The 19,971-nt window shown below is 65.8% G+C and carries 16 protein-coding genes and 1 pseudogene; 8 read left to right on the forward strand and 9 right to left on the reverse strand.

Features of this window, described 5'->3' with window-relative positions; translation table 11 throughout:
- Positions 1-152: 152 nt before the first annotated feature.
- Positions 153-896, reverse strand: coding sequence for a M48 family metallopeptidase (locus BB934_RS11915; RefSeq protein ID WP_099509825.1), 744 nt, complete (start codon positions 894-896; stop codon positions 153-155).
- A gap of 76 nt (positions 897-972) precedes the next feature.
- Entirely contained in the window at positions 973-2,235 is a 1,263-nt protein-coding gene (locus tag BB934_RS11920; protein WP_099509826.1) for a polyhydroxyalkanoate depolymerase, read from the reverse strand.
- Positions 2,236-2,546: 311 nt separating this feature from the next.
- On the opposite strand from BB934_RS11920, the gene BB934_RS11925 reads away from it, so the two are divergent.
- Both BB934_RS11925 and BB934_RS11930 read left to right on the forward strand, forming a co-directional pair.
- A complete protein-coding gene (locus BB934_RS11925) occupies positions 2,547-3,902 on the forward strand; it encodes an ActS/PrrB/RegB family redox-sensitive histidine kinase (protein ID WP_099509827.1) in 1,356 nt (451 codons plus the stop codon).
- 82 nt (positions 3,903-3,984) lie between these two features.
- On the forward strand, positions 3,985-4,542 hold the full coding sequence (locus tag BB934_RS11930; RefSeq protein ID WP_157934139.1) for an ActR/PrrA/RegA family redox response regulator transcription factor: 558 nt from the start codon (positions 3,985-3,987) through the stop codon (positions 4,540-4,542).
- 20 nt (positions 4,543-4,562) lie between these two features.
- On the opposite strand, the gene BB934_RS11935 is transcribed toward BB934_RS11930, so the two are convergent.
- From BB934_RS11935 to BB934_RS11960, 6 genes and pseudogenes are all read right to left on the reverse strand, one after another.
- Entirely contained in the window at positions 4,563-5,096 is a 534-nt protein-coding gene (locus tag BB934_RS11935; RefSeq protein WP_099509829.1) for a DUF6790 family protein, read from the reverse strand.
- 208 nt (positions 5,097-5,304) lie between these two features.
- Positions 5,305-5,802, reverse strand: coding sequence for an MmcB family DNA repair protein (locus BB934_RS11940; RefSeq protein WP_099509830.1), 498 nt, complete (start codon positions 5,800-5,802; stop codon positions 5,305-5,307).
- Between the two features lie 70 nt (positions 5,803-5,872).
- A complete protein-coding gene (locus tag BB934_RS11945; protein WP_237050254.1) occupies positions 5,873-7,387 on the reverse strand; it encodes a sensor histidine kinase in 1,515 nt (504 codons plus the stop codon).
- A gap of 257 nt (positions 7,388-7,644) precedes the next feature.
- Positions 7,645-7,925, reverse strand: a pseudogene (locus tag BB934_RS11950) (DUF2218 domain-containing protein).
- Positions 7,926-7,972: 47 nt separating this feature from the next.
- Positions 7,973-8,185, reverse strand: coding sequence for a hypothetical protein (locus BB934_RS11955; RefSeq protein ID WP_157934140.1), 213 nt, complete (start codon positions 8,183-8,185; stop codon positions 7,973-7,975).
- Between the two features lie 102 nt (positions 8,186-8,287).
- Positions 8,288-8,842 carry a tetratricopeptide repeat protein gene (locus BB934_RS11960; protein ID WP_099509832.1) on the reverse strand — a complete coding sequence of 185 codons (555 nt, stop codon included), beginning with the start codon at positions 8,840-8,842 and terminating at the stop codon, positions 8,288-8,290.
- 264 nt (positions 8,843-9,106) lie between these two features.
- Here BB934_RS11960 and BB934_RS11965 point away from each other — a divergent pair, with 264 nt between their 5' ends.
- From BB934_RS11965 to BB934_RS11990, 6 genes are all read left to right on the forward strand, one after another.
- Entirely contained in the window at positions 9,107-11,653 is a 2,547-nt protein-coding gene (locus BB934_RS11965; RefSeq protein WP_099509833.1) for an ABC transporter ATP-binding protein/permease, read from the forward strand.
- Between the two features lie 95 nt (positions 11,654-11,748).
- Positions 11,749-12,648, forward strand: a complete 900-nt coding sequence (locus BB934_RS11970) for an MBL fold metallo-hydrolase (RefSeq protein ID WP_099509834.1) — start codon at positions 11,749-11,751, stop codon at positions 12,646-12,648.
- A gap of 275 nt (positions 12,649-12,923) precedes the next feature.
- Positions 12,924-14,864, forward strand: a complete 1,941-nt coding sequence (locus BB934_RS11975) for a hypothetical protein (RefSeq protein WP_099509835.1) — start codon at positions 12,924-12,926, stop codon at positions 14,862-14,864.
- 104 nt (positions 14,865-14,968) lie between these two features.
- The gene (locus tag BB934_RS11980) at positions 14,969-15,976 is read left to right on the forward strand and encodes an NAD-dependent epimerase/dehydratase family protein (RefSeq protein ID WP_099509836.1); all 1,008 of its coding nucleotides are present in this window, start codon (positions 14,969-14,971) and stop codon (positions 15,974-15,976) included.
- Between the two features lie 4 nt (positions 15,977-15,980).
- Positions 15,981-17,093 carry an MraY family glycosyltransferase gene (locus BB934_RS11985; protein WP_099509837.1) on the forward strand — a complete coding sequence of 371 codons (1,113 nt, stop codon included), beginning with the start codon at positions 15,981-15,983 and terminating at the stop codon, positions 17,091-17,093.
- Positions 17,090-18,031, forward strand: coding sequence for an NAD-dependent epimerase/dehydratase family protein (locus BB934_RS11990; RefSeq protein ID WP_099509838.1), 942 nt, complete (start codon positions 17,090-17,092; stop codon positions 18,029-18,031). The genes BB934_RS11985 and BB934_RS11990 overlap by 4 nt, the downstream gene beginning before the upstream one ends.
- On the opposite strand, the gene BB934_RS11995 is transcribed toward BB934_RS11990, so the two are convergent.
- Positions 17,964-19,928, reverse strand: a complete 1,965-nt coding sequence (locus BB934_RS11995) for a nucleoside-diphosphate sugar epimerase/dehydratase (RefSeq protein ID WP_099509839.1) — start codon at positions 19,926-19,928, stop codon at positions 17,964-17,966. The two genes, BB934_RS11990 and BB934_RS11995, sit on opposite strands and share 68 nt — an antisense overlap.
- Positions 19,929-19,971: the final 43 nt, after the last annotated feature.

Genomic DNA, 19,971 nt, shown 5'->3' on the forward strand with positions numbered 1-19,971 from the left:
TCGAACTGCTCAACCCTCATCCTGAGGAGCCGCTGCAAGCGGCGTCTCGAAGGAGCTTCCAGCGAGCACTGGATCCTCCTTCGAGACGGTCGCTACGCGACCTCCTCAGGATGAGGTCCTGTTTTTGAACAAGGAGGCGTCGACTGGTCTGATCACCCGATCCGGTGCAGGGCGCTGCCGTAGGTCTTGAGCCAGGCCTCCGCCTCGTCGGTGCGGGGGCAGAGCTGATACGTAAGCTTCCAGAAGCGCGGGGAATGGTTGAGCTCGCGCAAATGGGCCACCTCATGGGCGGCGAGATAGTCGAGCACGAAGGGCGGGGCCATGATCAGGCGCCAGGAGAAGTTCAGCGACCCGTTGGCCGAGCACGAGCCCCACCGGCTCTTGGTGTCGCGCACGGTGATGCGCTTGGCCGGCTGCCCGAGCTGGGCCGTATGGCGCTTCACGGCAACGGCGAAATCCTTCTTGGCTTCCGTCTCGAGGAAATCCCGCACGCGTCTGGCCACATGGGTGGCCTCGCCCGTGACGGCGATGATCGGCTCGCCGGCGCCGCCGGTCGTGGCCTGGGTCACGCCACGGATCGTCGACCAATGGACGACCCGGTGGGGAACGCCGCGCAGGGGCACCAGGGCGCCGGGCTCGAAGATCACCCGCTCCGGCACCTTGGCGAGCCGGGTGGCGATCCATTGGCTGTGGCTGTCGGCGAATTTCTGGGCGAGGCCGACATCGGTGCGCTCGGGAATGCTGAGCACGACCTCGCCGGTCGCGTTCGAGACGCGCAGCGTGATCCGTTTGGCCGTCGGACGGCGCTTGAGGGCCACCTTGAAGGCTTGGCCCCCGTGAAGAACCTTGAGATGAGGCGGGTCCGCAGGAACGCGGCGGAACAGGGCGGATTTCATGTCCGCAATCTGCCCCGTTACGTCGATTCTGTCAGCGCAGCCGTTTGCCGCTCCCAGGAACGTATCGAGAACGCCTTCAGGCTCTTGACGCCCTCTTCCGAGCGGGCTCTCGATGGTGATTCTCAATGAATTCAACAATTCGAGGAGCGATCTGAACCCTGAACCGGGAGCCGTTGAAGACGCCATAGTGACCGACCCCGGTCTGCAGGTGATAGGACTTCTTGTCGGAGGACAGGTTCGGCGTCAGGTCGAGGGCGGCCAGGGTCTGGCCGACGCCGGAGATGTCGTCCTTTTCGCCCTCGACGGCCATGATGGCGCAGCGCCGGATCGCCATGAGGTCGACCGGCTCGTCCCGGTGCATCATCTCGCCCTTGGGCAGGGCGTGGTCGACGAAGACGGTCTCCACCGTCTGGAGGTAGAACTCCGCGGTCAGGTCCATGACGGCGAGGTATTCGTCGTAGAAATCCCGGTGCTTCTCGGCCGAATCGCCATCGCCCTCGACGAGGTGGTTGAACATCTCCCAATGGGCGGTGAGATGCCGGTCGATGTTCATGGCCATGAACCCCGAAAGCTGCAGGAAACCCGGATAGACGTCGCGCCAGAAGCCCGGATGGGACGGGGGCACCTTGGTGATGCAGTGCTGCCGGAACCACTCGATGCCGCGCTCCTCGGCCAGCCGGTTGACGGCGGTGGGGGAGCGGCGGGTGTCGATAGGGCCGCCCATGAGGACCATGGAACGCGGGACGAAGGGGTCGTTCTCCGCCTCCAGGCGGGCGATCGCCGCGATCACGGGCACCGCCGGCTGGCAGACGGCCATCACGTTCAGGTCCGGGCCGAGATCCCGGATCATGGCCTTGAGGTAATCGATATAATCGTCGAGGTCGAAGCGGCCCTCGGCCAGGGGCACCAGGCTGGCATCGGCCCAGTCGGTGATCATGACCTGGTGCGTGGGCAGGAAGGCCTCCGCAGTGCCGCGCAGGAGGGTGGCGTAATGGCCTGACATGGGCGCCACGATCAGCAGCTTCGGCTGGTCCGCGGCGCTTTCGGAATCGCGCTCGAAGGAGATGACCCGGCAGAAGGGGCGCTCCCACACGATCCGCTCCGTGACCGCGACCTCCTCGTTGCCGAGGAGGGTCGTCTCGAAGCCGAAATCGGGCTTTGTGTAGCGTCGCGTGGTGCGCTCGAACAATTCGCAGGCCGCCGAGACGGTCCGGCCGTAGGGGGTGTGCGTCAGCGGATTGTCGGGATTGTCAAAGAAATGCTTCGTCAAATCGGAGGCCGCGCGGGCAGGGCTCAAGAGCCAATGCGCGGTATCGTACCAAACGTAAGAAAGGTTCATCTGTATCCCCAAGGGCCGGGCGCCTGTTCTCGCAGCCTGCGGTAGGCTTTATCCTCAACCGTAATTTTAAGATTAAAGTTCCTCGAATCCAATGCAACAGCCTAGTTGCTTCCTTACGAAAACGGATCACCTACTTTGGTTTCAGGGCATCCGGCAGGCGGAATCAGCGGATCGTTCAGAAAAGTAGGCCCGGTTTTCTGCAGCCAAGGTTGCGCCGTTCACGAATCGGCATCGGACAGCCCGAGGATCTAGGAAAATAGGCTGGCAGCGAATGCTTGGCGAACGATGGGCAGGCCCTATTCTGTTCGAGGATGTCCAAGATCGACCAGAAGAGCCTGACGCATCACGCCCGGCACCTGCGCCTCGACACGCTCGTCCGCCTGCGCTGGCTCGCCATCGTGGGCCAGGCGGCGGCCGTGGCCGGGGTCCGCTTCGGCCTCGGATTTCCCCTTCCCTTCGCCCTCTGCTTCCTGGTGATCAGCATCTCGGTCTGGGTCAACCTGCTCCTGCGCATCCAGTATCCGGCAAGCCACAGGCTGAGTGACAACATCGCCACCGCGCTCCTCGCCTTCGACATCCTGCAGCTAGCGGGGCTCCTCTACCTGACCGGCGGGCTCGAAAACCCCTTCGCCATGCTGTTCCTGGCACCGGTCCTGATCTCGGCCACGGCGCTCACTCCCGAGCGCACGCTCGGGCTCGGCCTTCTCGCAATCGGCTGCGCCACCTTCCTGGTGCTCTCCCACAAGCCCCTGCCCTGGTTTCCGGGGCAGAGCTTCACCCTCCCATTCCTTTACGTCACGGGGATCTGGACCGCTGTCGTCCTCGGGACGGCGTTCACCGGCATCTATGCCTGGCGGGTGGCCGAGGAGGCGCGCCAGCTCGCCCAGGCGCTCGCCGCGACCGAGCTGGTGCTCGCCCGCGAGCAGCACCTGTCCCAGCTCGACGGCTTGGCGGCGGCGGCGGCCCACGAACTCGGAACGCCGCTCGCCACCATCGCCCTGGTGACGAAGGAAATGAGCCATTCCATGCCCAAGGAGGGGGCGGTCGGCGAAGATCTGAAGCTCCTGCAGGAGCAGGTGGAGCGCTGCCGCACGATCCTGACCAAGCTCACCTCCATGGGGCAGGAGGACGAGGCCGAGTTCCTGGAGACGATCTCGCTCAGCCACCTCGTCGAGGAGATCGTCGAGCCGCAGCGCGCGGTCGGCTTCGACGTGAAGGTGACGGCGTGGGGCGACGGCCCCGAGCCGACGGGGCGGCGCAATCCGGGGGTGGTCTACGGCCTGTCCAACATCCTCGACAACGCCACCGACTTCGCCGAGAGCCAGGTCACGATCGACGCCTGCTGGTCTCCTCACGAGGTTTTCATCGAGATCAGGGATGACGGCCCCGGTTACGCTCCCGATATTCTGCTGAGAGTCGGGGAGCCGTATGTGACGACGCGAAGCGCGGCCGAGCGGACGAAGGACAGCGAGGAGGGCGGAGGACTGGGCTTGGGCCTGTTCATCGCCAAGACCCTGATCGAGCGTTCGGGGGCCGAATTGACCCTGACGAACACTGCGCCGCCCGCCTCCGGCGCCATCGCGCGGATCGTTTGGCCCCGTCATGCGTTTGAACGAGGTGCGGCAATTTCGCCGCAGGGTGAGGGCGAACTCGCTCTCAAAGGTTAGGGGAAGAATTCCCATATGAAAGGGGAGCCCCCGGGTTCACCGCTTCAAGGAGTTCAGCCTCGAGATGCAAGGAGATGGTCAGATGGCCGATGCGCCTGCCGCGTTCGAAGATCGCGCCGACAAGAGTCTCTTGATCGTCGACGACGACCGGCCTTTCTCGACCCGCCTCGCCCGCGCCATGGAAGGCCGCGGCTACCTGGTTCGCGTGGCCGAAAGCGTTGCTGACGGCATTGCCGCGATCGAGAACGAGCCGCCGGCCTTTGCCGTGATCGACATGCGCCTCGGCGACGGCAACGGGCTCGACGTGATCGAGCGCCTCAAAAACCGGCGTCCCGATGCACGCGGCGTCATCCTCACCGGCTACGGCAACATCGCGACCGCTGTCACCGCGGTGAAGATGGGGGCCTTCGACTATCTGGCGAAGCCCGCCGATGCGGACGAGATCCATGCTGCCCTGATGGCCCAGCCCGGGGAACGTGCCCTGCCGCCCGAGAACCCCATGTCGGCGGACCGGGTACGCTGGGAGCATATCCAGCGGGTCTACGAACTGTGCGGCCGCAACGTGTCCGAGACCGCACGCCGCCTCAACATGCACCGCCGCACCCTGCAGCGGATCCTCGCCAAGCGCGCGCCGCGCTAGATCGCGCCCGGCGCCCGATCTCAGCGCGGGAAGGCCGGCCGCAACGCGCTCGAATCCCCAGCCTTGCGCCGCATCCACAGCATGACAAGACCGAACAGCGGCAGCAGGATGTCGGTATAAAAGATCACGCCGGCATTGCCGGGGGCATAGTTGTGCGCCTGCACCATCTGCACCGCATGGCCGATGGCAGCGCCCCAGAGGAAGCAGGCCGGTCCGACAATCGCGGCGAGGCGCAGGCCGTCGCTGCCCTTGAAGGCCATGAATCCCACGACCGAGAAGCCGAGGCTGGCAAAGCCGACCTCCTTCTGGAACGGGCTCGTCTGCCAGCCGATGAAGGAGGCCGCCATCTCCGAGAAGAAGACGTGCATGACGAAGTTGTAGAGGAAGCTGACCCCGAGCGAGAAGAACAGGAACCACGACAGAAGCGCCTCCGCCACCGCGGCACGGCCCCAGGGGCGCGGCCGCCGCAGCAGCGCGACGAGCGATGCGATCAGCCCGATGACGAAAAGCGTCAGCGTGAAATTGCTGAGCAGAAAGATGATGACCTGTCTCATGATTGTCCCACTATCGTCACAGCCTCTGTGTGCCGTGGATTATGGCCAGGCATGTCTTTAGATAAACCTCTTCGCTGTCATCCCGGGAAGGATGTCGGCGCCATATTATGAGGAATAGGCGCGAAGGCTCCAGCCGCCCACCTCTCCCCAGTGGGGAGAGGTGAACCCGCGCTACACCCTGATAGGCTGTCGCTCGACCGAAGAGATATCAAAGCCGTCCGTCGGCGATCCTGTCCGGATCGGCCAGGGCGTGCAGCAGGGCGGCGGCGGCATGGGCGAAGCGCAGGGTGACGGCCTTGCGGCGCGCGCCGGCGAGCGGGCGGTGGGCGGAAGGGCGCATGATCGCCGCGCCGAAGCTGTCGGCAATGATCAGGCCGCGATCTTCGGGCAGGATGTCCACGGGCACCGTCTCCGGCACGGCGAAATAGAACCGGTCGCAGAAATCCTCGTAATCGGGCCATTTCCGGTCGACCCGGAAATCGACCACGCTCGACTTGATCTCGATGATGGTGAGCGCCCCATCGGGCGCGAGCGCGATGAGATCCGCGCGCCGGCCATTCGCCAGGGTGAACTCGGGCAGGGTGACGTGGCCGAGCTCCGAGAACAGGCGGCGCACGCCGCGCTGGATCCCGGCCGCTACGAGCGATTGGCGGCCGTCCGTCGGCAGGACGATGGGGCGGGAAAGAGTGGCGGGCGAATCGGACATGGCCCCTAAATTACGCCCTCGCCGCCGGCCTGCAACGGTACGGTTGTCGCGCTGGCGACGCGAAGGCGGGTCAGATCAGGGCACCCGTTTCGCTCTCGTCCTCGGCGGCCTTCAGGGGTGCATCGACAGTGCAGATCACGCCTGCCGGAGCGAACGCGATCCTCGCCTCGCCGCCGAGATGCCCCTGGGCGAGGCTGCGCTCGACGAGCCGCGTGCCGAAGCCACGGCGCGACGGTGGGGAAACGGGCGGGCCTCCCCGCTCCTCCCACCGCAGGAGCAGATGCGGCTCCTCCCGCATCCGGTCCACCTGCCATGCGATTTCGACCTCGCCCCTCTCGTTCGACAGCGCTCCGTACTTGACGGCATTGGTCGCGAGTTCCTGCAGCGCCATCGCGAGGGCGAGGGCCACATTGGGCGGGAGACGGATGGCCGGGCCGTGGCAATGGATGCGGCTCTGGCCCGTCGACTGGAACGGCGACATGGCTTCGCCGACGACCTCGCCGATCCAGGCGCCGTCCCAGTTCTCGCGGGTCAGCACGTCGTGGGCGCGGGATAGGGCGAAGAGCCGCGACTCGATCGCCTCGCGCGCCGCCACGGTCGACCCCGCATTCCGCAAGGTCTGCGACGCGATCGACTGCACCGTCGCGAGGGTGTTCTTGACCCGGTGGTTCAGTTCGTTGAGCAGGAGCCGCTGATGGTCCTCCGAGCGCACCCGCTCGGTGACGTCGCTGCCTTCGGCGAAGACGCCGGTAATCCGGCCATGCGCATCGCGGATCGGCTGAAAGACGAAATCGACGAAGCGCTGTTCCGCCCCCCTTGTCGGATCCCGCTGCAGATAGACGGGCAGACCGCGGCCGACGAAAGGCTCCTGCGTTTCGTAGACCTTGTCGAGCAGCCTGTCGAAGCCCTGTCCAGCGACCTCCGGCAGGGCCTCGAGGAGCGGCTTGCCGATGATCTCGCGCCGGCCGACGAGCTGGTAATAGGCCTCGTTGACGAGCTCGAACACATGGTCGGGACCGCTGTAGATGACCATGAAGCCCGGAGCCTGATGGAAGAGCTCGCGCAGGCGATCCTTCTCCGCCGCGAGCCGCCGTTCCGCCATGACGCGTTCCGTCGTCTCCACGACGATCGCCAGCACGCCGCCCGGCTTGCCGGTCTCGTCGATGACGGGGCTGTAATCCAGGTTCATCCAGACCTGCTCGGGGACCCCGTTGCGGTACAGGGTGAGTTCCTGGTCGCGATAGGAGAGCGTGCCGCCGGCCATGCCGACGCGCATCACGTTGGCGTTGAAATCCGCCACCTCGGCCCAGCCCTCCAGCACCTTGGACCCCAACAGGCGCGGATGCCGGCCGCCGGCGAAGACGGTATAGGCATCGTTGTAGATCATGATCCCGTCCGGTCCCCAGAGAAGGACCATGGGTATCGGGGAGCGCAGCATGATGCTGATGGTGGTCCGCAGGCTCTGCGGCCACAGGTCCATCGGCCCGATGGAGGTGGCGCCCCAGTCGAAGGTTTTCATCAGAGCCGACGCCTCGCGGCCGCCGGCGAGAAAATCGGCGGGCGCCGTCCTGAGGTCACCGTGCACGGGTACTCATCCACTCTTCCCGTGAGCGGCTCCGCGGCCGGACGATCGCGCTTGGCGCGATGCATGTCGATGGCGATGCCGGCTCGTCTGTCGAACCGGCTGAGCGGGCAGCCCTGTTGATCATAGCGGCTGAATATAGTCGCCGGGCGATCTGCGACAATCGCCGCGTCGATCGAACTTTCCTGCCTTAAGGCCTTCTATCCCAAGGCCGAGCTTGAACCGGCGGCGTGGGGACGTTTTATCGGCTTTTCGAGTCTCTAGGTCCAGGCGTATTCCAGCGTCTCGCGGAAGGCGAAGCGGTTGAGATGATCCTCGATCACTTTTTCATCCGGTCGCGTGTCTCCTCATCCGCGACGCTGAGCGTGATCTGCAGGTGGTCCGGCGAAGCAGTCAGTTCCGCCTTCCGGTCCTCGGAGAAGGGGATCGTGCTTTGCGTCGCGTCGAAGGTGACGGCGAACTTGTGCGACCAATGCTTACTCAGCTGCTGCAGGTAGCGGCTTGCATGGGCGGTGGGAACCTTCGCTTCGGTGACGAGCATTCATTCACTCCTTGGACGGCGGAATCGGCCATCGATGTCGTTCTCTCTTACCAGAAAAGCCGCCATTCCGGCGCCTGCGGAACGGCGATGTGCGGCAGGCCGTCGTTCTCGATCCTGCGGAGCTTCTCCTCGACCAGATCGGCCAGGACGCTGCGGGGATGCGAGGCGCGCAATGCGCTCACCGCATCCCTGATTTGTTTCAGGTCCGAAGGAGAAACCATCGCTTCGCCGTCCTCTCGCATGTCCTGGATTGACGTCATGCCTGATGCTCCGTTCGAGCCGATGGAGCTGTGATCGTAGGCATGGCGCGCTGCCCGCTGCATTGCGGGAGGATTACGATTCCGTAATGGAGGCGGACGGCCTCAATGCAGCATCAGGTGATGCGGCGACAGGTTCTCCAGCATGTCGCGCAGGTCGTCCATGTGAGGATTGATGAAAAGCGCGATCTGGAACGCGGCGCGGGCCTCGTTGAGATGACCGTGGCGCAGGCAGATATTGCCGAAGCCGGCGACGGCGCCGAAATGGCGCGGCTCGAGCCGCAGAGTCTGGGCGATGTCGAGCAGGCTGTCCGCATCGCGCTTCTCGATCGAGGCGAGCGTCGCCCGCTTGTTCCAGGCCTCGGCCCAGCAGGGATGCTTGGTCACGAGATGATCGAGGAGGGGACGCGCCTGCCTGAGCGAGCCCGAGCCGATGGCATCCACCGCGGCCGCCATCGTCTCCTCCGCAAGCCTGTCCTCGTGCGATCCCCACAAGGCCCAGATCTGGTCCTCGATCTCCTCGATCGGGCGATCGGGCTCCACCGCGGCCAGTTCACGGAACAGCGGGGTCAGGCGATGCGGCAGGCCGGAATTCGGCCTGCGGGTCGGAAGCTCGAGGACGAGCTGGAAAACCGGATCGAGCGGCAGGGAGCATGTCATGGCTGGCTCGCAATCCCCCGTGACAGGCAGGGCGGTGAATCAGGAGGGTGACATAGGGGGCAAGTGCGGCGCGACGAGGGGTCGCCGAGCAAGGTCCGACACGGAAATCGAGACCGCGAATCCCTTTCGGAATCCGGCACCATGTGCCGGAGCGCACTCCTCGCCGCAAAATGCTGCCGATAGGATACGCAAAACCAGGTCCCTTTTTGCGCGCGATGCGCTAGGTTCCGCTTCCGTCATGAATTCTCGTCGTTGGAGTTGTCCTTGGGAGCCGTCATCGAGCGCGACCCTCTTCGCCTGGCATGGAAAACCTCTCCGTTTCGCCATCTTATCGGCTTCGGCCTTCTGGCCCTGGCCGGCCTCCTGATTCTGATCGGCCTCGATCTGGTGCGCGTCGTCGTCGCCCGGGCCACCGGCGCGGCCGGGGGCTGGAGCGCGCCGGGGCCGTTCCTGCGGATCGCCCTCGATCCGCCGGGCCATTTCTGGGCCGAGCCGATCGTGCTGTTTTCCGGATTCATGCTGTCGCCGGAGGCCTTCGCGCTCGCCTCGGTCGCCGGGATCCTCCTCATCCCGCTGCTCATCGGCCTGATCCTGGTCGGGCTCGAGGCGCTGACCATCGGGATCGGCTCGGCGATGCTGGCGAAAACCCAGGCGGCCGCGCTCGACATCATCATGAAGGTTCCCTCCGCCTCGCATGACGAGGTGGCCATGGTGGCGGCGCTTGCCGCCCGGGGGCTTGCCCGGGAGAGCGGGGTACTCGGATCGAGCCTGCTCATCCCGGTCAAGCTCGGCGGCATGATCGGGCTCGCCTGCGCTTATGTCTTCGTCATGGACTGGCACCTCGGCGCGACCCTCGCGGCGGTTCTTGCCTTCGGCGCCGTGATCAGCGCCCGCCGGTCCCTCCTGCGCTTCGATGCCACCACGGCGCGGCATCGGGAGGGCGACGAGGCGGAAGGCGTGTTCGCCGCACTCGAGCAGCGCATTCCGGCCCTGCGCGCCCACGGCACCGGACCCTATGAACGGGACCGGGTGCGCGAGGCCCTGGCGCTGAGCCACCGGCCGGTAAGGCTGAGAGAATACCGCCTTGCGCTCGCCGAGGCGGCCTCCGCGGCAGTGCTCATGCTCGCGCCCCTGTCGGTCCTGGCCCTCGGCGCGTGGTTCTCGCAGGTCCGTCCGCTCAGTTCGGGCACGGTCGCGGCCTGCGTGCTCGCCGCGGCCTTGTCCGCCTACGGCACCCGCGAGGTGGTGCAGTGGCACCGGCTCGCCTTGCGGGCGCGGGCGCTGCTGATCGATCTCGGCAAGGGGCTAGGACCGTTGAAGCTGCGTGCCGCCCTGAAGGGCAAGGCCGTCCTTCCCGAAAGCGGCGCTCTCGTGGCCCAGGGCGTCTCCGCCTACGATCCCACGAGCGGCGCCCGGGTCGTCTCGGTCAACCTGAACCTCGCCTTCCCGTCCCATGTCGCCCTCGTCGGCGACGGGGATGCGGGCCCGCGGCTGCTCGCGGCCCTCATGAGCGGCCAGATGCCGCCCTCCCTCGGCCGTCTCACCTATGGCGGCGTCGATCTGGCCGCCGCCGATCCCGTGGGACGCAGCGGGCGCATCGCCTTTGCCGGAAACACGGTGCTGATCGAAGGCAGCCTGAAGGACAATCTGCTCTATGGCTGCGTCGCGCCGGCGGGCGAGATCGACCACCGCCTGTCCGATGCTATCGCCATCGCGGGCCTCGACCGCCTGACCCATGCCCGCGGCCTGTCCGGCACCCTCGATCCGGAGCGCGAGCCGAAGCTTGCCGCCGACATCGTGGAGGCCCGCCGGGCCGTGCAGACGGCGCTCGTCGCCGAGAATCTCGACCGTTTCGTCGATCCCTTCGGCATGGAGCGCTACAACCGCTACGCCACGATCGGCGAGAACCTGCTGTTCGGGCAGCCGATCGGCGATGCCTTCCAGGAAGACCGCCTGGCGGGCCACCCCTTCGTGTGGGCGATCCTGGAGGCCAACGAGCTGACCAAGCCCCTGGCCCGGATGGGCCTGTCGATCGCAACCAGCATGATCGAGATTTTCGCGGACATCCCGGACGGATCGCCGCTCTTCGAGCGCTTCTCCTTCTTCTCCGCCGCCGACCGGCCCTATTTTCAGGATCTCGTCGACCGCAGGAACGAGCAGCGGCGCAGCGACCAGACCGCCCGGGATAGGGAGCGCCTGACCGGCCTCGCCCTGCGCTACAACGAGAGCCGGCACCGCCTCGGCCTGCTCGAACCCGGCCTGGAGCGGCAGATCCTCGTCGCCCGTGCGGATTTCGCCCGCATGCTGCCGGTGAGCCTGAAATCCGCGATCGAGTTCTACGACGAGGCGCGCTTCTGCGCGGCGGCGAGCCTCCAGGACAACCTGCTCTTCGGGCGCATCGCGGCCGATCAGGCCGGCGCGCTCGAGGCGGTGCAGGAGGTGACGCGCCGCGTCCTGACCCAGCGGGGCCTCGACGGCGAGGTTTCGCGCATCGGCCTCGACACGCCCATCGACGTCCAGGGCGACGACCTGACCCTGAGCGAGGTCGCTGCCATCGACCTCGTGCGCGGCCTCGTGCGCCGACCGAGCATCCTGGTGGTGCAGCGCGCTCTCGACGGATTGCCGGGACCTGCCGCCGATCGGCTCGTGGCCAATCTGCGCCGCGCGCTGGTGGGCCGCGGTCTCATCCTGGTGACGCCATCGATCTCGCCCATTATGGATCAACCGCCCTTCGACGCGGTTATCCGTTTCGAGAGGGGCGAACCGGTGGTCGATCACCGCGGCAGACAACGGGAGGCGCTGAGTGCCTGACGGATTCCACCTTGACCCGGCCGCCCGCTCGGGAGCAGCTTACAAATGTGCGCTAGCGCACATCAGCAGGGTTTTCCATTGATCATGATCCTGACATGGTAAGGCGTGTTGCATCCTCTGACGCGTTGCAGGTCCGGTTCTGGGGCACACGCGGCTCCACCTGTGCATCCGGCCCGCAATACGTCGAGTTTGGCTCGCACACTCCCTGCGTCGAGGTCCGATGCGGGGAGCGCCTCTTCATTTTCGATGCGGGGTCCGGCCTTGCCGCCCTAGGTGCAGAACTCGGCCCCACCGCTCCCGACAAGATCGACATCCTCCTCAGCCATCTCCACCTCGACCACATCAGCGGCCTTCCCTTCTTCAAGCCCGCCCTGCTCGGCAGGGAACGCGTGATCCGCACCTATTGCGGCAATCTCGAAGGCGAGAGCGCCATGGAGCCGCTGAACCGCCTCTTCGCGCCGCCGCTCTTTCCCGTCCGCCTGAGCCAGCTGCCCGCCCGTTTCGAGCACCATGGCTTTCACGCGGGCGAGCCCCTCATCTTCGACGACGGTATGCGGGTCGAGACCCATCTCCTGAACCATCCCGGCGGCGCCACGGGCTTTCGCATCAACCATCGGGGCCGCAGCGTCTGCTACATCAGCGACGTGGAGCACAGCGACCTCTGGCCCGACCCCGGCCTCGCCGATTTCGTCCACGGCACCGACCTCATGATCTTCGACGGCATGTTCTCCGCCTCTGAATATGCCTATTGCCGCGGCTGGGGCCATTCCACATGGCAGAAGGGCGTGGAGCTCGCCCAGGGCGCCGACGTGAAATCTCTCGCGATCTTCCACCTCTATCCCGGCCATGACGACGCTTCCCTGAAAGCATCGGAAGCCGAGATGCAGGCCATCATGCCCACGGCCTTCATTGCCCGCGAGCGCCAGGTTGTGGCCTTCGAGCCTGCCGGTGTGACGGGTGCGAGCAAGCAGGAAACGCTCGCGGTCACGGCCTGAGACAGGCGCCCTGGTATCTCTCAAGGATTTTATGATGCCGCGTTCAGGCTGGTAGGCCTGTTGTCGGTCGGCTGCGCCGAACGCCGTCCGAGACGGGGGTTCCTGCGAAAGGCCGCATGAGGCAGGGCTTCATCTGCGAACCCGGCGGCAGCCGTCATTTAAGCCCCGACGCGGAAATTCAGGATGATTCCGGTGTCGGCTCTTCATTGTTACATTATTATATTCATAGCTTGCCGCGAGCTGGTCCGGCAGGCCAGAGACAATGAGGGCTTGTCATGAGCACCACGACAACCTTTGGCGAAACCCGCGTCAACGCGACGACCAATGGAATCCAGGAATGGTCTTCGGTCGCTTCGCTCAAGGACGGAGGCTGGGTCGTCACCTGGGGAGCCCGCAACCAGAACGACGTCCCTCAGGGAATCTATCAGCAGCGCTATGACGCCAAGGGCCTCGCGATCGGAGACGAAGTCCGGGTCAACATGACCTCGATGAACGGGGAGAACCAGATCTCGTCCACAGGGCTCTCGGATGGCGGCTGGGTGGTGACCTGGATCGGACAGGACGGAAGTGGAGACGGCATCTTCCAACAGCGCTACAACGCCTATGGGCTGAAGGTCGGCCATGAAATCCGCGTCAACACGGCGACGGCGAGCTTCCAAACCGAGCCGTCCGTCACGGCCCTTGCGGGCGGAGGCTGGGTCGTCACCTGGGCCTCGTACGTCACCGCCATGGGATATGAGATCCGCCAGCAGCGTTTTGGAGCCAACGGATTTCCGATCGGTACGGAAACCGTCGTCGACAGCTACAGATACGGCGCGCAGCACCCATCCGTGACTGCCCTTTCCGACGGAGGCTGGCTCGTAACCTATGAGGGGCATGGTCCCGCTTCCGACGGCGACGGCGACATCGACATCTTCCAGCAGCGCTATGACGCCGATGGCTGGACGGTAGGGGAGCTGACCTTGGTCAACACGCTCGTCGAGGCCGGACAGGCCCTCTCGACGGCGACGGCGCTGAAGGACGGCGGGTGGGTCGTGACCTGGTCCTCGGTCAATGCGGACGGTTCCGGCATCGGCATTCGCCAGCAGCGTTTCGCCGTGAACGGTGAGAAGGTCGGTACGGAAGTCCAGGTGAATACGACCACGATCGCCGACCAGTTCGATTCGTCGGTCACGGCGCTGCCGGATGGCGGCTGGCTCGTTACCTGGACGTCCGGTCCCTCGATGACCTCCCCCGGGGACATTTACCAGCAGCGCTATGCCTCCGATGGGCAGAAGATCGGCGCCGAGAACCGGGTGAACACCTTCACCCCGGGCGATCAGTCCCTGGCGTCCGTAACAACGTTGAAGGACGGAGGATGGATCGTCACCTGGAATTCACACGGCCAGGATGGCCATGACTACGGTATCTATCAGCAGCGCTATACGGCCGACGGCCGACCGGTCGGACCTACAACGCCCACCGGCCTCCGTTTGGAAGGAGGCGAATTCGAAGAAGGGTCATCCGGCGCATCGTCGACGGCTCAGATCCACGTGGAAGCCTTTGTCACCGATCAGGGCTTCACCTACACCCTCCTCGACGATGCCGGGGGCCGTTTCGCCCTCAGCCCGAGCGGGGTCCTGACCGTTACGGACGGCACAAGGCTCGACTATGAGCAGGCAAGTTCGCATCGGATCAGGGTCGAAGTGTCGGACAAGCTGGGCGCGACTCACCAGGCTTGGCTCGCGGTGAGTGTCAAGGACGTCGTCTCCGAAAGCCTCACGGGGACGTCCTCCTCCGACATCATCAAGGGCGGCTCCGGCAGGGACGCCTTCACGGGCGGGAGCGGCCCTGACACGCTGTGGGGCGGCTTAGGCAACGACATGCTGGAGGGCGGCGCGGGAAAGGACATCTTCGTCTTCGACACCAAGCCGAGCCGAAGCACCAACAAGGACAAGCTTGTCGACTTCAAGGTCGTGGATGACACGCTCTGGCTCGACAACAAGATCTTCACCAAGCTCGGCAAGGGGACTGAAAGCGAGCCGGTGCTGCTCAAGAAGGACTTCTTCGTCGTCGGCGCTAAGGCCAAGGACAGGAACGACTACGTCATCTACGACAAGGCCAAGGGCATCCTCTTCTACGATGCCGACGGCTCGGGCGCGAAATACAAGCCGGTGGAGTTCGCTACCCTCTCCAAGAACCTCAAGGTGACGTACAAGGACTTCTTCGTCATCTGAGCGGATTGCACGGGAAAGACCGGATCATTTGCCCGGCGACGAACGCTCTCCCCTTTGCCGAAAAATCCACTATGGTGCCCGCCACATCATCAGGCGGCACTTTCATGTCAGCTCCCATTCTTGTCACCGGCGCGGCGGGCTTCATCGGCTTCCATGTGGCGCAGCGGCTTCTGGCCGAGGGCCATCGGGTGGTCGGCGTCGACAGCTTCACGCCGTATTACGACGTGGGCCTGAAGGAAGCCCGGTTCTCGCGGCTCACCCCGCACAACACCTTTTTCGGCGAGCGCCTCGACCTTGCCGATGCGCAGGCGACGCAGGATCTCTTCCGGGAGCATCGCTTCGAGAAGGTGATCCACCTCGCCGCCCAGCCGGGCGTGCGCTTCGTCGATCCGCAGCCCTATGCGGCCTCGAACCTGATGGGCTTCATGAACATGCTGGAGGCCTGCCGGCACGGGCAGATCCAGCACCTCGTCTATGCCTCGTCCAGCTCGGTCTACGGCGCCAACCGCAAGCTGCCCTTCTCCGAGCACGACGGCACGGATCACCCGATCAGCCTGTATGCCGCCACCAAGAAGGCGAACGAGATGATGGCGCATTCCTATGCCTCGCTCTTCGGCCTGCCCGCGACGGCCTTACGCTTCTTCACCGTCTACGGCCCCTGGGGCCGGCCCGACATGGCGGTGTACAAGTTCACCCACGCCATCGCGCAAGGCCGCGAGATCCAGGTCGCCAACGCGGGCGATGTCCGGCGCGACTTCACCTATGTGGACGACATCGTGGAAGGCATCGTGCGGCTGGTCGATCGAACGCCCCGACCCGACGCAGCCTGGAACGCGGAATCGCCGGATCCGGCGACCAGCGCCGCACCGCACCGGGTCTACAACATCGGCAACGACAGCCCGGAAAACGTGAACCACCTGATCGCCCTGATCGAGGACGCGCTGGGGAAGAAAGCCAACCGCGTGGACGTGCCGCTACCGCCCGGCGACGTGCTCGAGACCCGCGCCGACGTGAGCGACCTGCGCCGCGACGTGGGCTTCGCGCCCGCGACCTCGCTGAAGGACGGCATCGGACGCTTCGTCGAATGGTACCGCGAGTATCACGGGGCGTGAGCTGATGACTGGGGACTATCTCAAGCTTCTGGCCATATGGGCTGCGTTGGTGCTGGCGGGTTACCTGCTCTCCGTCGTGTTCAATCCCTTCGCCTTCTTCACCGTCATCATTTTCTCGGCGATTCTGCCGGCCGCAGGTCTGCTGGCGGCGACCCTGATCGTAGCCCTCAAGCCGCTCCTCGTTCGCTACGCGCTGGCACGCCCGAACGCCCGGTCGAGCCACAGGATCCCGACTCCGCAAGGAGGAGGGATCGCGGTTGTCGGCGCCGCGCTGATAGCCATGGCGCTCGCATTCACGATTCTTGATCTGCCGCACCACTTCCTTCGGGCCTTTGTTATCGTCGCGGCTGCCTCGATCCTTCTAAGCGTCGTCGGCGCTGTCGACGACATCCGTCCCCTGCCCGCCAGCCTGCGGCTCATCCTGCAGATCGGGGCGGTCGCAGCCATCGTGACGACGAGCGGCCTGCGGGTGCTGCCGGATTCCTTTCCCCTCGTGGTGGAGCAGGCTTTTCTCATCCTCGGCGGCGTCTGGTTCGTGAATCTCGTCAACTTCATGGACGGTCTCGACTGGATCACAGTGGCCGAGATGGTGCCGGTCACCGGCGCCATCGCCATGCTCGGGCTCGTTGCCGGAACGCCGATCCTGGTAGGCTTAGTCGCCCTTGCCCTCTGCGGCGCGCTCCTCGGCTTCGCCCCGTTCAACAAGCCCGTCGCGCGGCTCTTCCTCGGCGATGTCGGCTCGCTGCCGATCGGCCTTCTCGTCGGCTGGATGCTGCTGCAGCTGGCCGGAACGGGCGCGCTCACTGCTGCGATCCTGCTGCCGCTCTATTACCTGATGGACGCCACCATCACCCTGCTGCGCCGCCTTGCGCGGCGCGAAAAGGTTTGGGAGGCGCATCGCAGCCATTTCTACCAGAAGGCCACCGACAACGGCTTTTCGGCGCTCGAGGTCAGCGCCCATGTGTTCGGGCTCAACCTTGCCCTCGCCGGCCTCGCCGCTATGACACTCCTCTGGCCCTCGGCCGCGGTGCAGATCGCGGCGCTTACCGCAGGCCTCGTTCTCGTCGGCCTGGTTCTCAGGCGCTTTGCCCGTTCCCATCCGGAGATTGTTCGATGAATGCACCGCTGATTGCCCTGACCGGCGCCACGGGCTTCATCGGCCGCCATCTCCTCGCAGAGCTGCCGAAGCGCGGCTTCCGGGTCCGGGTGCTGCTGCGGCGCCCGTCCGAGGTGCCCGCCGGAGCGTCGAGCGCCGTGATCGGCGACATCGCCTCGCCGCACAACATGGCTGCGGCTTTGCGCGACGTGGACATGGTGATCCACTCAGCGGGCCTGGCGCACGCCATGTCGGGGCGGCCAGAGGACGACTATCGCACCATCAACACGGAGGCGACGATCCGGCTCGCGCAGGCGGCCGAGCGGGCCGGCGTGAAGCGCTTCGTCTTCCTGTCCTCGATCCGCGCGCAGACCGGCCCGGTGGCCGAGGGCATTCTGACCGAAGCACAGGAGCCGCAGCCCACCGACCCTTACGGCCGCTCGAAGCTCGAGGCCGAGCGGGGCCTGGGCGCGCTCGGCCTCGACTGGACGGCGCTCCGCCCCGTCCTCGTCTACGGGCCCGGCGTGAAAGGCAACATGGCGGCCCTGCTGGCCCTGGCGCAATCGCCCTGGCCGCTGCCGCTCGGCGGCCTGAGCGCGAAACGCTCGCTTCTCTCCCTGGACAACCTCACTGCGGCGATCGACACGGTGCTGAAGGCACAAGGCCCCCTGCGGCGCCCCTTCATCGCCGCCGATCCGGAGCCGATCTCGATCCCTGAGATCGTCACGGCTTTGCGCCACGGGCTCGGCCGCGGGCCGGGGCTGATTCCGGTTCCGTCCTTCGTTCTGAAGGGGGCGGCGGCGCTCGCCGGAAAGGCGGAAGCCTATGAGCGGCTGGCAGGATCGCTCGTCGCGAGCCCGCAGGCCCTGAAGGATCTGGGCTGGCAGCCGGTCAGTTCGACGCGAGACGCGCTTGCGGCGCTGGCGCGGCAGGCTGGGGCACCGGCTTCCGGCGCTTGAACTCCGGAATCGCCTCCTCGAACGCCCGTTCCGCCAGGAGCCTGTCGCCCTCGCGGATGGCCAGGTTGAGAACCTGGAGCCACCCGTCGACCCGGTCACGGTCGGCGAAGACGGGCTTGGCGGCCATGACGCCATCGATGCCGATCTCGGTGCGCGGCTCCTCGCGGGCGAAGAGGATCTCGTGCAGACGCTCGCCGGGACGCGTGCCGGTCACCGCGATCTCGATGTCCTCGCCGGGCTCGTAGCCGGCGAGCCGGATCATGCGCTCGGCGAGCTCATAGATGCGCACCGGCTGACCCATCTTCAGCACATAGACCGAGGCGCGCTCGTCGCTGTTGGTCCGCTCCGTCACGGCGCGGCTCTCCTCCGCATGGGAGGCGGAGGTGAGCACGAGGTCCGCCGCCTCGCGGGTGGTCATGAAGTAGCGCACCATGTCGGGATGGGTGACGGTGATCGGCCCGCCGCGGGCGATCTGCGCCTTGAACTTCGGCACCACGGAGCCGACCGAGCCCAGCACGTTGCCGAAGCGCACGGCGATGATGCGGGTGGCGCCGTTGCGGCCCATGAATTCCGCATCGAGCGCCTGCCCGTACATCTCCGCAAGGCGCTTGGTGGCTCCCAGCATCGAGACCGGATCGATGGCCTTGTCGGTCGAGATCATCACGATGGTGTCGGCGCCGGCCTCCACCGCCGCGTCGGCCACGTTCACCGAGCCGAAGACATTGGTCTTGATGCCCTCGGTCCAGTTCTTCTCGAGATAGGGCACGTGCTTGAGGGCCGCGGCGTGGAAGACCACTTCCGGCTTGAACGCATTCATCACCTCAAGCACCCGCTCCCGGTCGCGCACATCGGCGATCGCTCCGTCCACATTGGTGTCGCTCGACAACAACGTCGGGTTTTCGAGAATATGGTGCAGGGACGGCTCGGAGCTTTCCAGGATCAAGAGGTCGCTCGCCCCGAAGGCGACGACGCGGGTGCAGATCTCCGAACCGATCGAGCCTCCGCCGCCGGTCACGAGCACGCGCTTGCCGCGGATGAAGTTCTCGAGCCGCTTCCGGTCGATCTGCACGGTGGGGCGCAGGAGCAGGTCCTCGATCTCCAGCGGCGCAAGCTCGGCATCGCGCATGCCCTCGCCCAGGCTCGTGACCCGCACCAGCGGCAGGCCGAGGCGCCGGGCACGGGCGAGCAGCATGTCCGGGTTGGCTTCGGGCGTCAGAGCGCTCGGCGTCGCCAGAAGGCGGCGGATCGGCGTGCCGCGCTCGTGGAAATCCTGGATGACCTGATCGAGATCGGCGAAGGTGCCGAGCACCGGCACGCCGCGCATGGATTGCCCGAGGTCGTCGGAACGGTAGGACAGGATGCCCTTGGGCTGCGTTTTCTTGACCGTGCCGGCCTCGATGGCGCGCAGGATCACCTCGATGTCGCTGCCGCGCCCGAGCAGCAGGGTCGGCGTGCTGGAATCGCGCTGCAGGGTATGACGCGAGCGGGCATATTTCAGGTAGCGGAAGGCGAGCCTCGGGCCGCCCAGCAGGAACATCTGGATCAGCCAATAGAGGGCGATGGTGATCTTGCCGAAGAAGAAGGTGCCCCGCAGCTGCGGCGAGACGAGGACGTAATCGACCACCAGCAGGGTGACCGCCAGGATGGTCGCGGCCCGGAAGATGTTGAAGAGATCCGGCAGGGACGCGAAGCGCCACTTGGACTTGTAGAGGTGGGAGAACCAGTAGATCACGCCGGCGAAGGCGATGAAGGGCGGCAGGAACAGCGGCAGGTGAGCGAGGCGCTCCTGCAGGAGCGGCCCTTCGAAGCGCACGAAGAACGTCGCCACGACGGCGACACCCGTCACAGCGAGATCGTGGACAACGATAAGCGCTTTCTTGAGACCCTGCCGATTCATAACTTTGCCATGCCCTACCAGGGGGTATCGGTCGGGCTCATGT

It is taken from the genome of Microvirga ossetica (assembly GCF_002741015.1).
Lineage (GTDB): Bacteria > Pseudomonadota > Alphaproteobacteria > Rhizobiales > Beijerinckiaceae > Microvirga > Microvirga ossetica.

What these genes read in the sequence shown, in the direction of transcription:
- BB934_RS11930 (WP_157934139.1), top strand. Translation starts at nt 3,985, where the DNA reads ATGGCCGATGCGCCTGCCGCGTTCGAAGATCGCGCCGACAAGAGTCTC.
- BB934_RS11980 (WP_099509836.1), top strand. Translation starts at nt 14,969, where the DNA reads ATGTCAGCTCCCATTCTTGTCACCGGCGCGGCGGGCTTCATCGGCTTC.
- BB934_RS11960 (WP_099509832.1), bottom strand. Translation starts at nt 8,842, where the DNA reads ATGACATGCTCCCTGCCGCTCGATCCGGTTTTCCAGCTCGTCCTCGAG.
- BB934_RS11985 (WP_099509837.1), top strand. Translation starts at nt 15,981, where the DNA reads ATGACTGGGGACTATCTCAAGCTTCTGGCCATATGGGCTGCGTTGGTG.
- BB934_RS11995 (WP_099509839.1), bottom strand. Translation starts at nt 19,928, where the DNA reads ATGAATCGGCAGGGTCTCAAGAAAGCGCTTATCGTTGTCCACGATCTC.
- BB934_RS11975 (WP_099509835.1), top strand. Translation starts at nt 12,924, where the DNA reads ATGAGCACCACGACAACCTTTGGCGAAACCCGCGTCAACGCGACGACC.
- BB934_RS11935 (WP_099509829.1), bottom strand. Translation starts at nt 5,096, where the DNA reads ATGAGACAGGTCATCATCTTTCTGCTCAGCAATTTCACGCTGACGCTT.
- BB934_RS11915 (WP_099509825.1), bottom strand. Translation starts at nt 896, where the DNA reads ATGAAATCCGCCCTGTTCCGCCGCGTTCCTGCGGACCCGCCTCATCTC.
- BB934_RS11940 (WP_099509830.1), bottom strand. Translation starts at nt 5,802, where the DNA reads ATGTCCGATTCGCCCGCCACTCTTTCCCGCCCCATCGTCCTGCCGACG.
- BB934_RS11970 (WP_099509834.1), top strand. Translation starts at nt 11,749, where the DNA reads ATGGTAAGGCGTGTTGCATCCTCTGACGCGTTGCAGGTCCGGTTCTGG.
- BB934_RS11925 (WP_099509827.1), top strand. Translation starts at nt 2,547, where the DNA reads ATGTCCAAGATCGACCAGAAGAGCCTGACGCATCACGCCCGGCACCTG.
- BB934_RS11990 (WP_099509838.1), top strand. Translation starts at nt 17,090, where the DNA reads ATGAATGCACCGCTGATTGCCCTGACCGGCGCCACGGGCTTCATCGGC.
- BB934_RS11955 (WP_157934140.1), bottom strand. Translation starts at nt 8,185, where the DNA reads ATGACGTCAATCCAGGACATGCGAGAGGACGGCGAAGCGATGGTTTCT.
- BB934_RS11920 (WP_099509826.1), bottom strand. Translation starts at nt 2,235, where the DNA reads ATGAACCTTTCTTACGTTTGGTACGATACCGCGCATTGGCTCTTGAGC.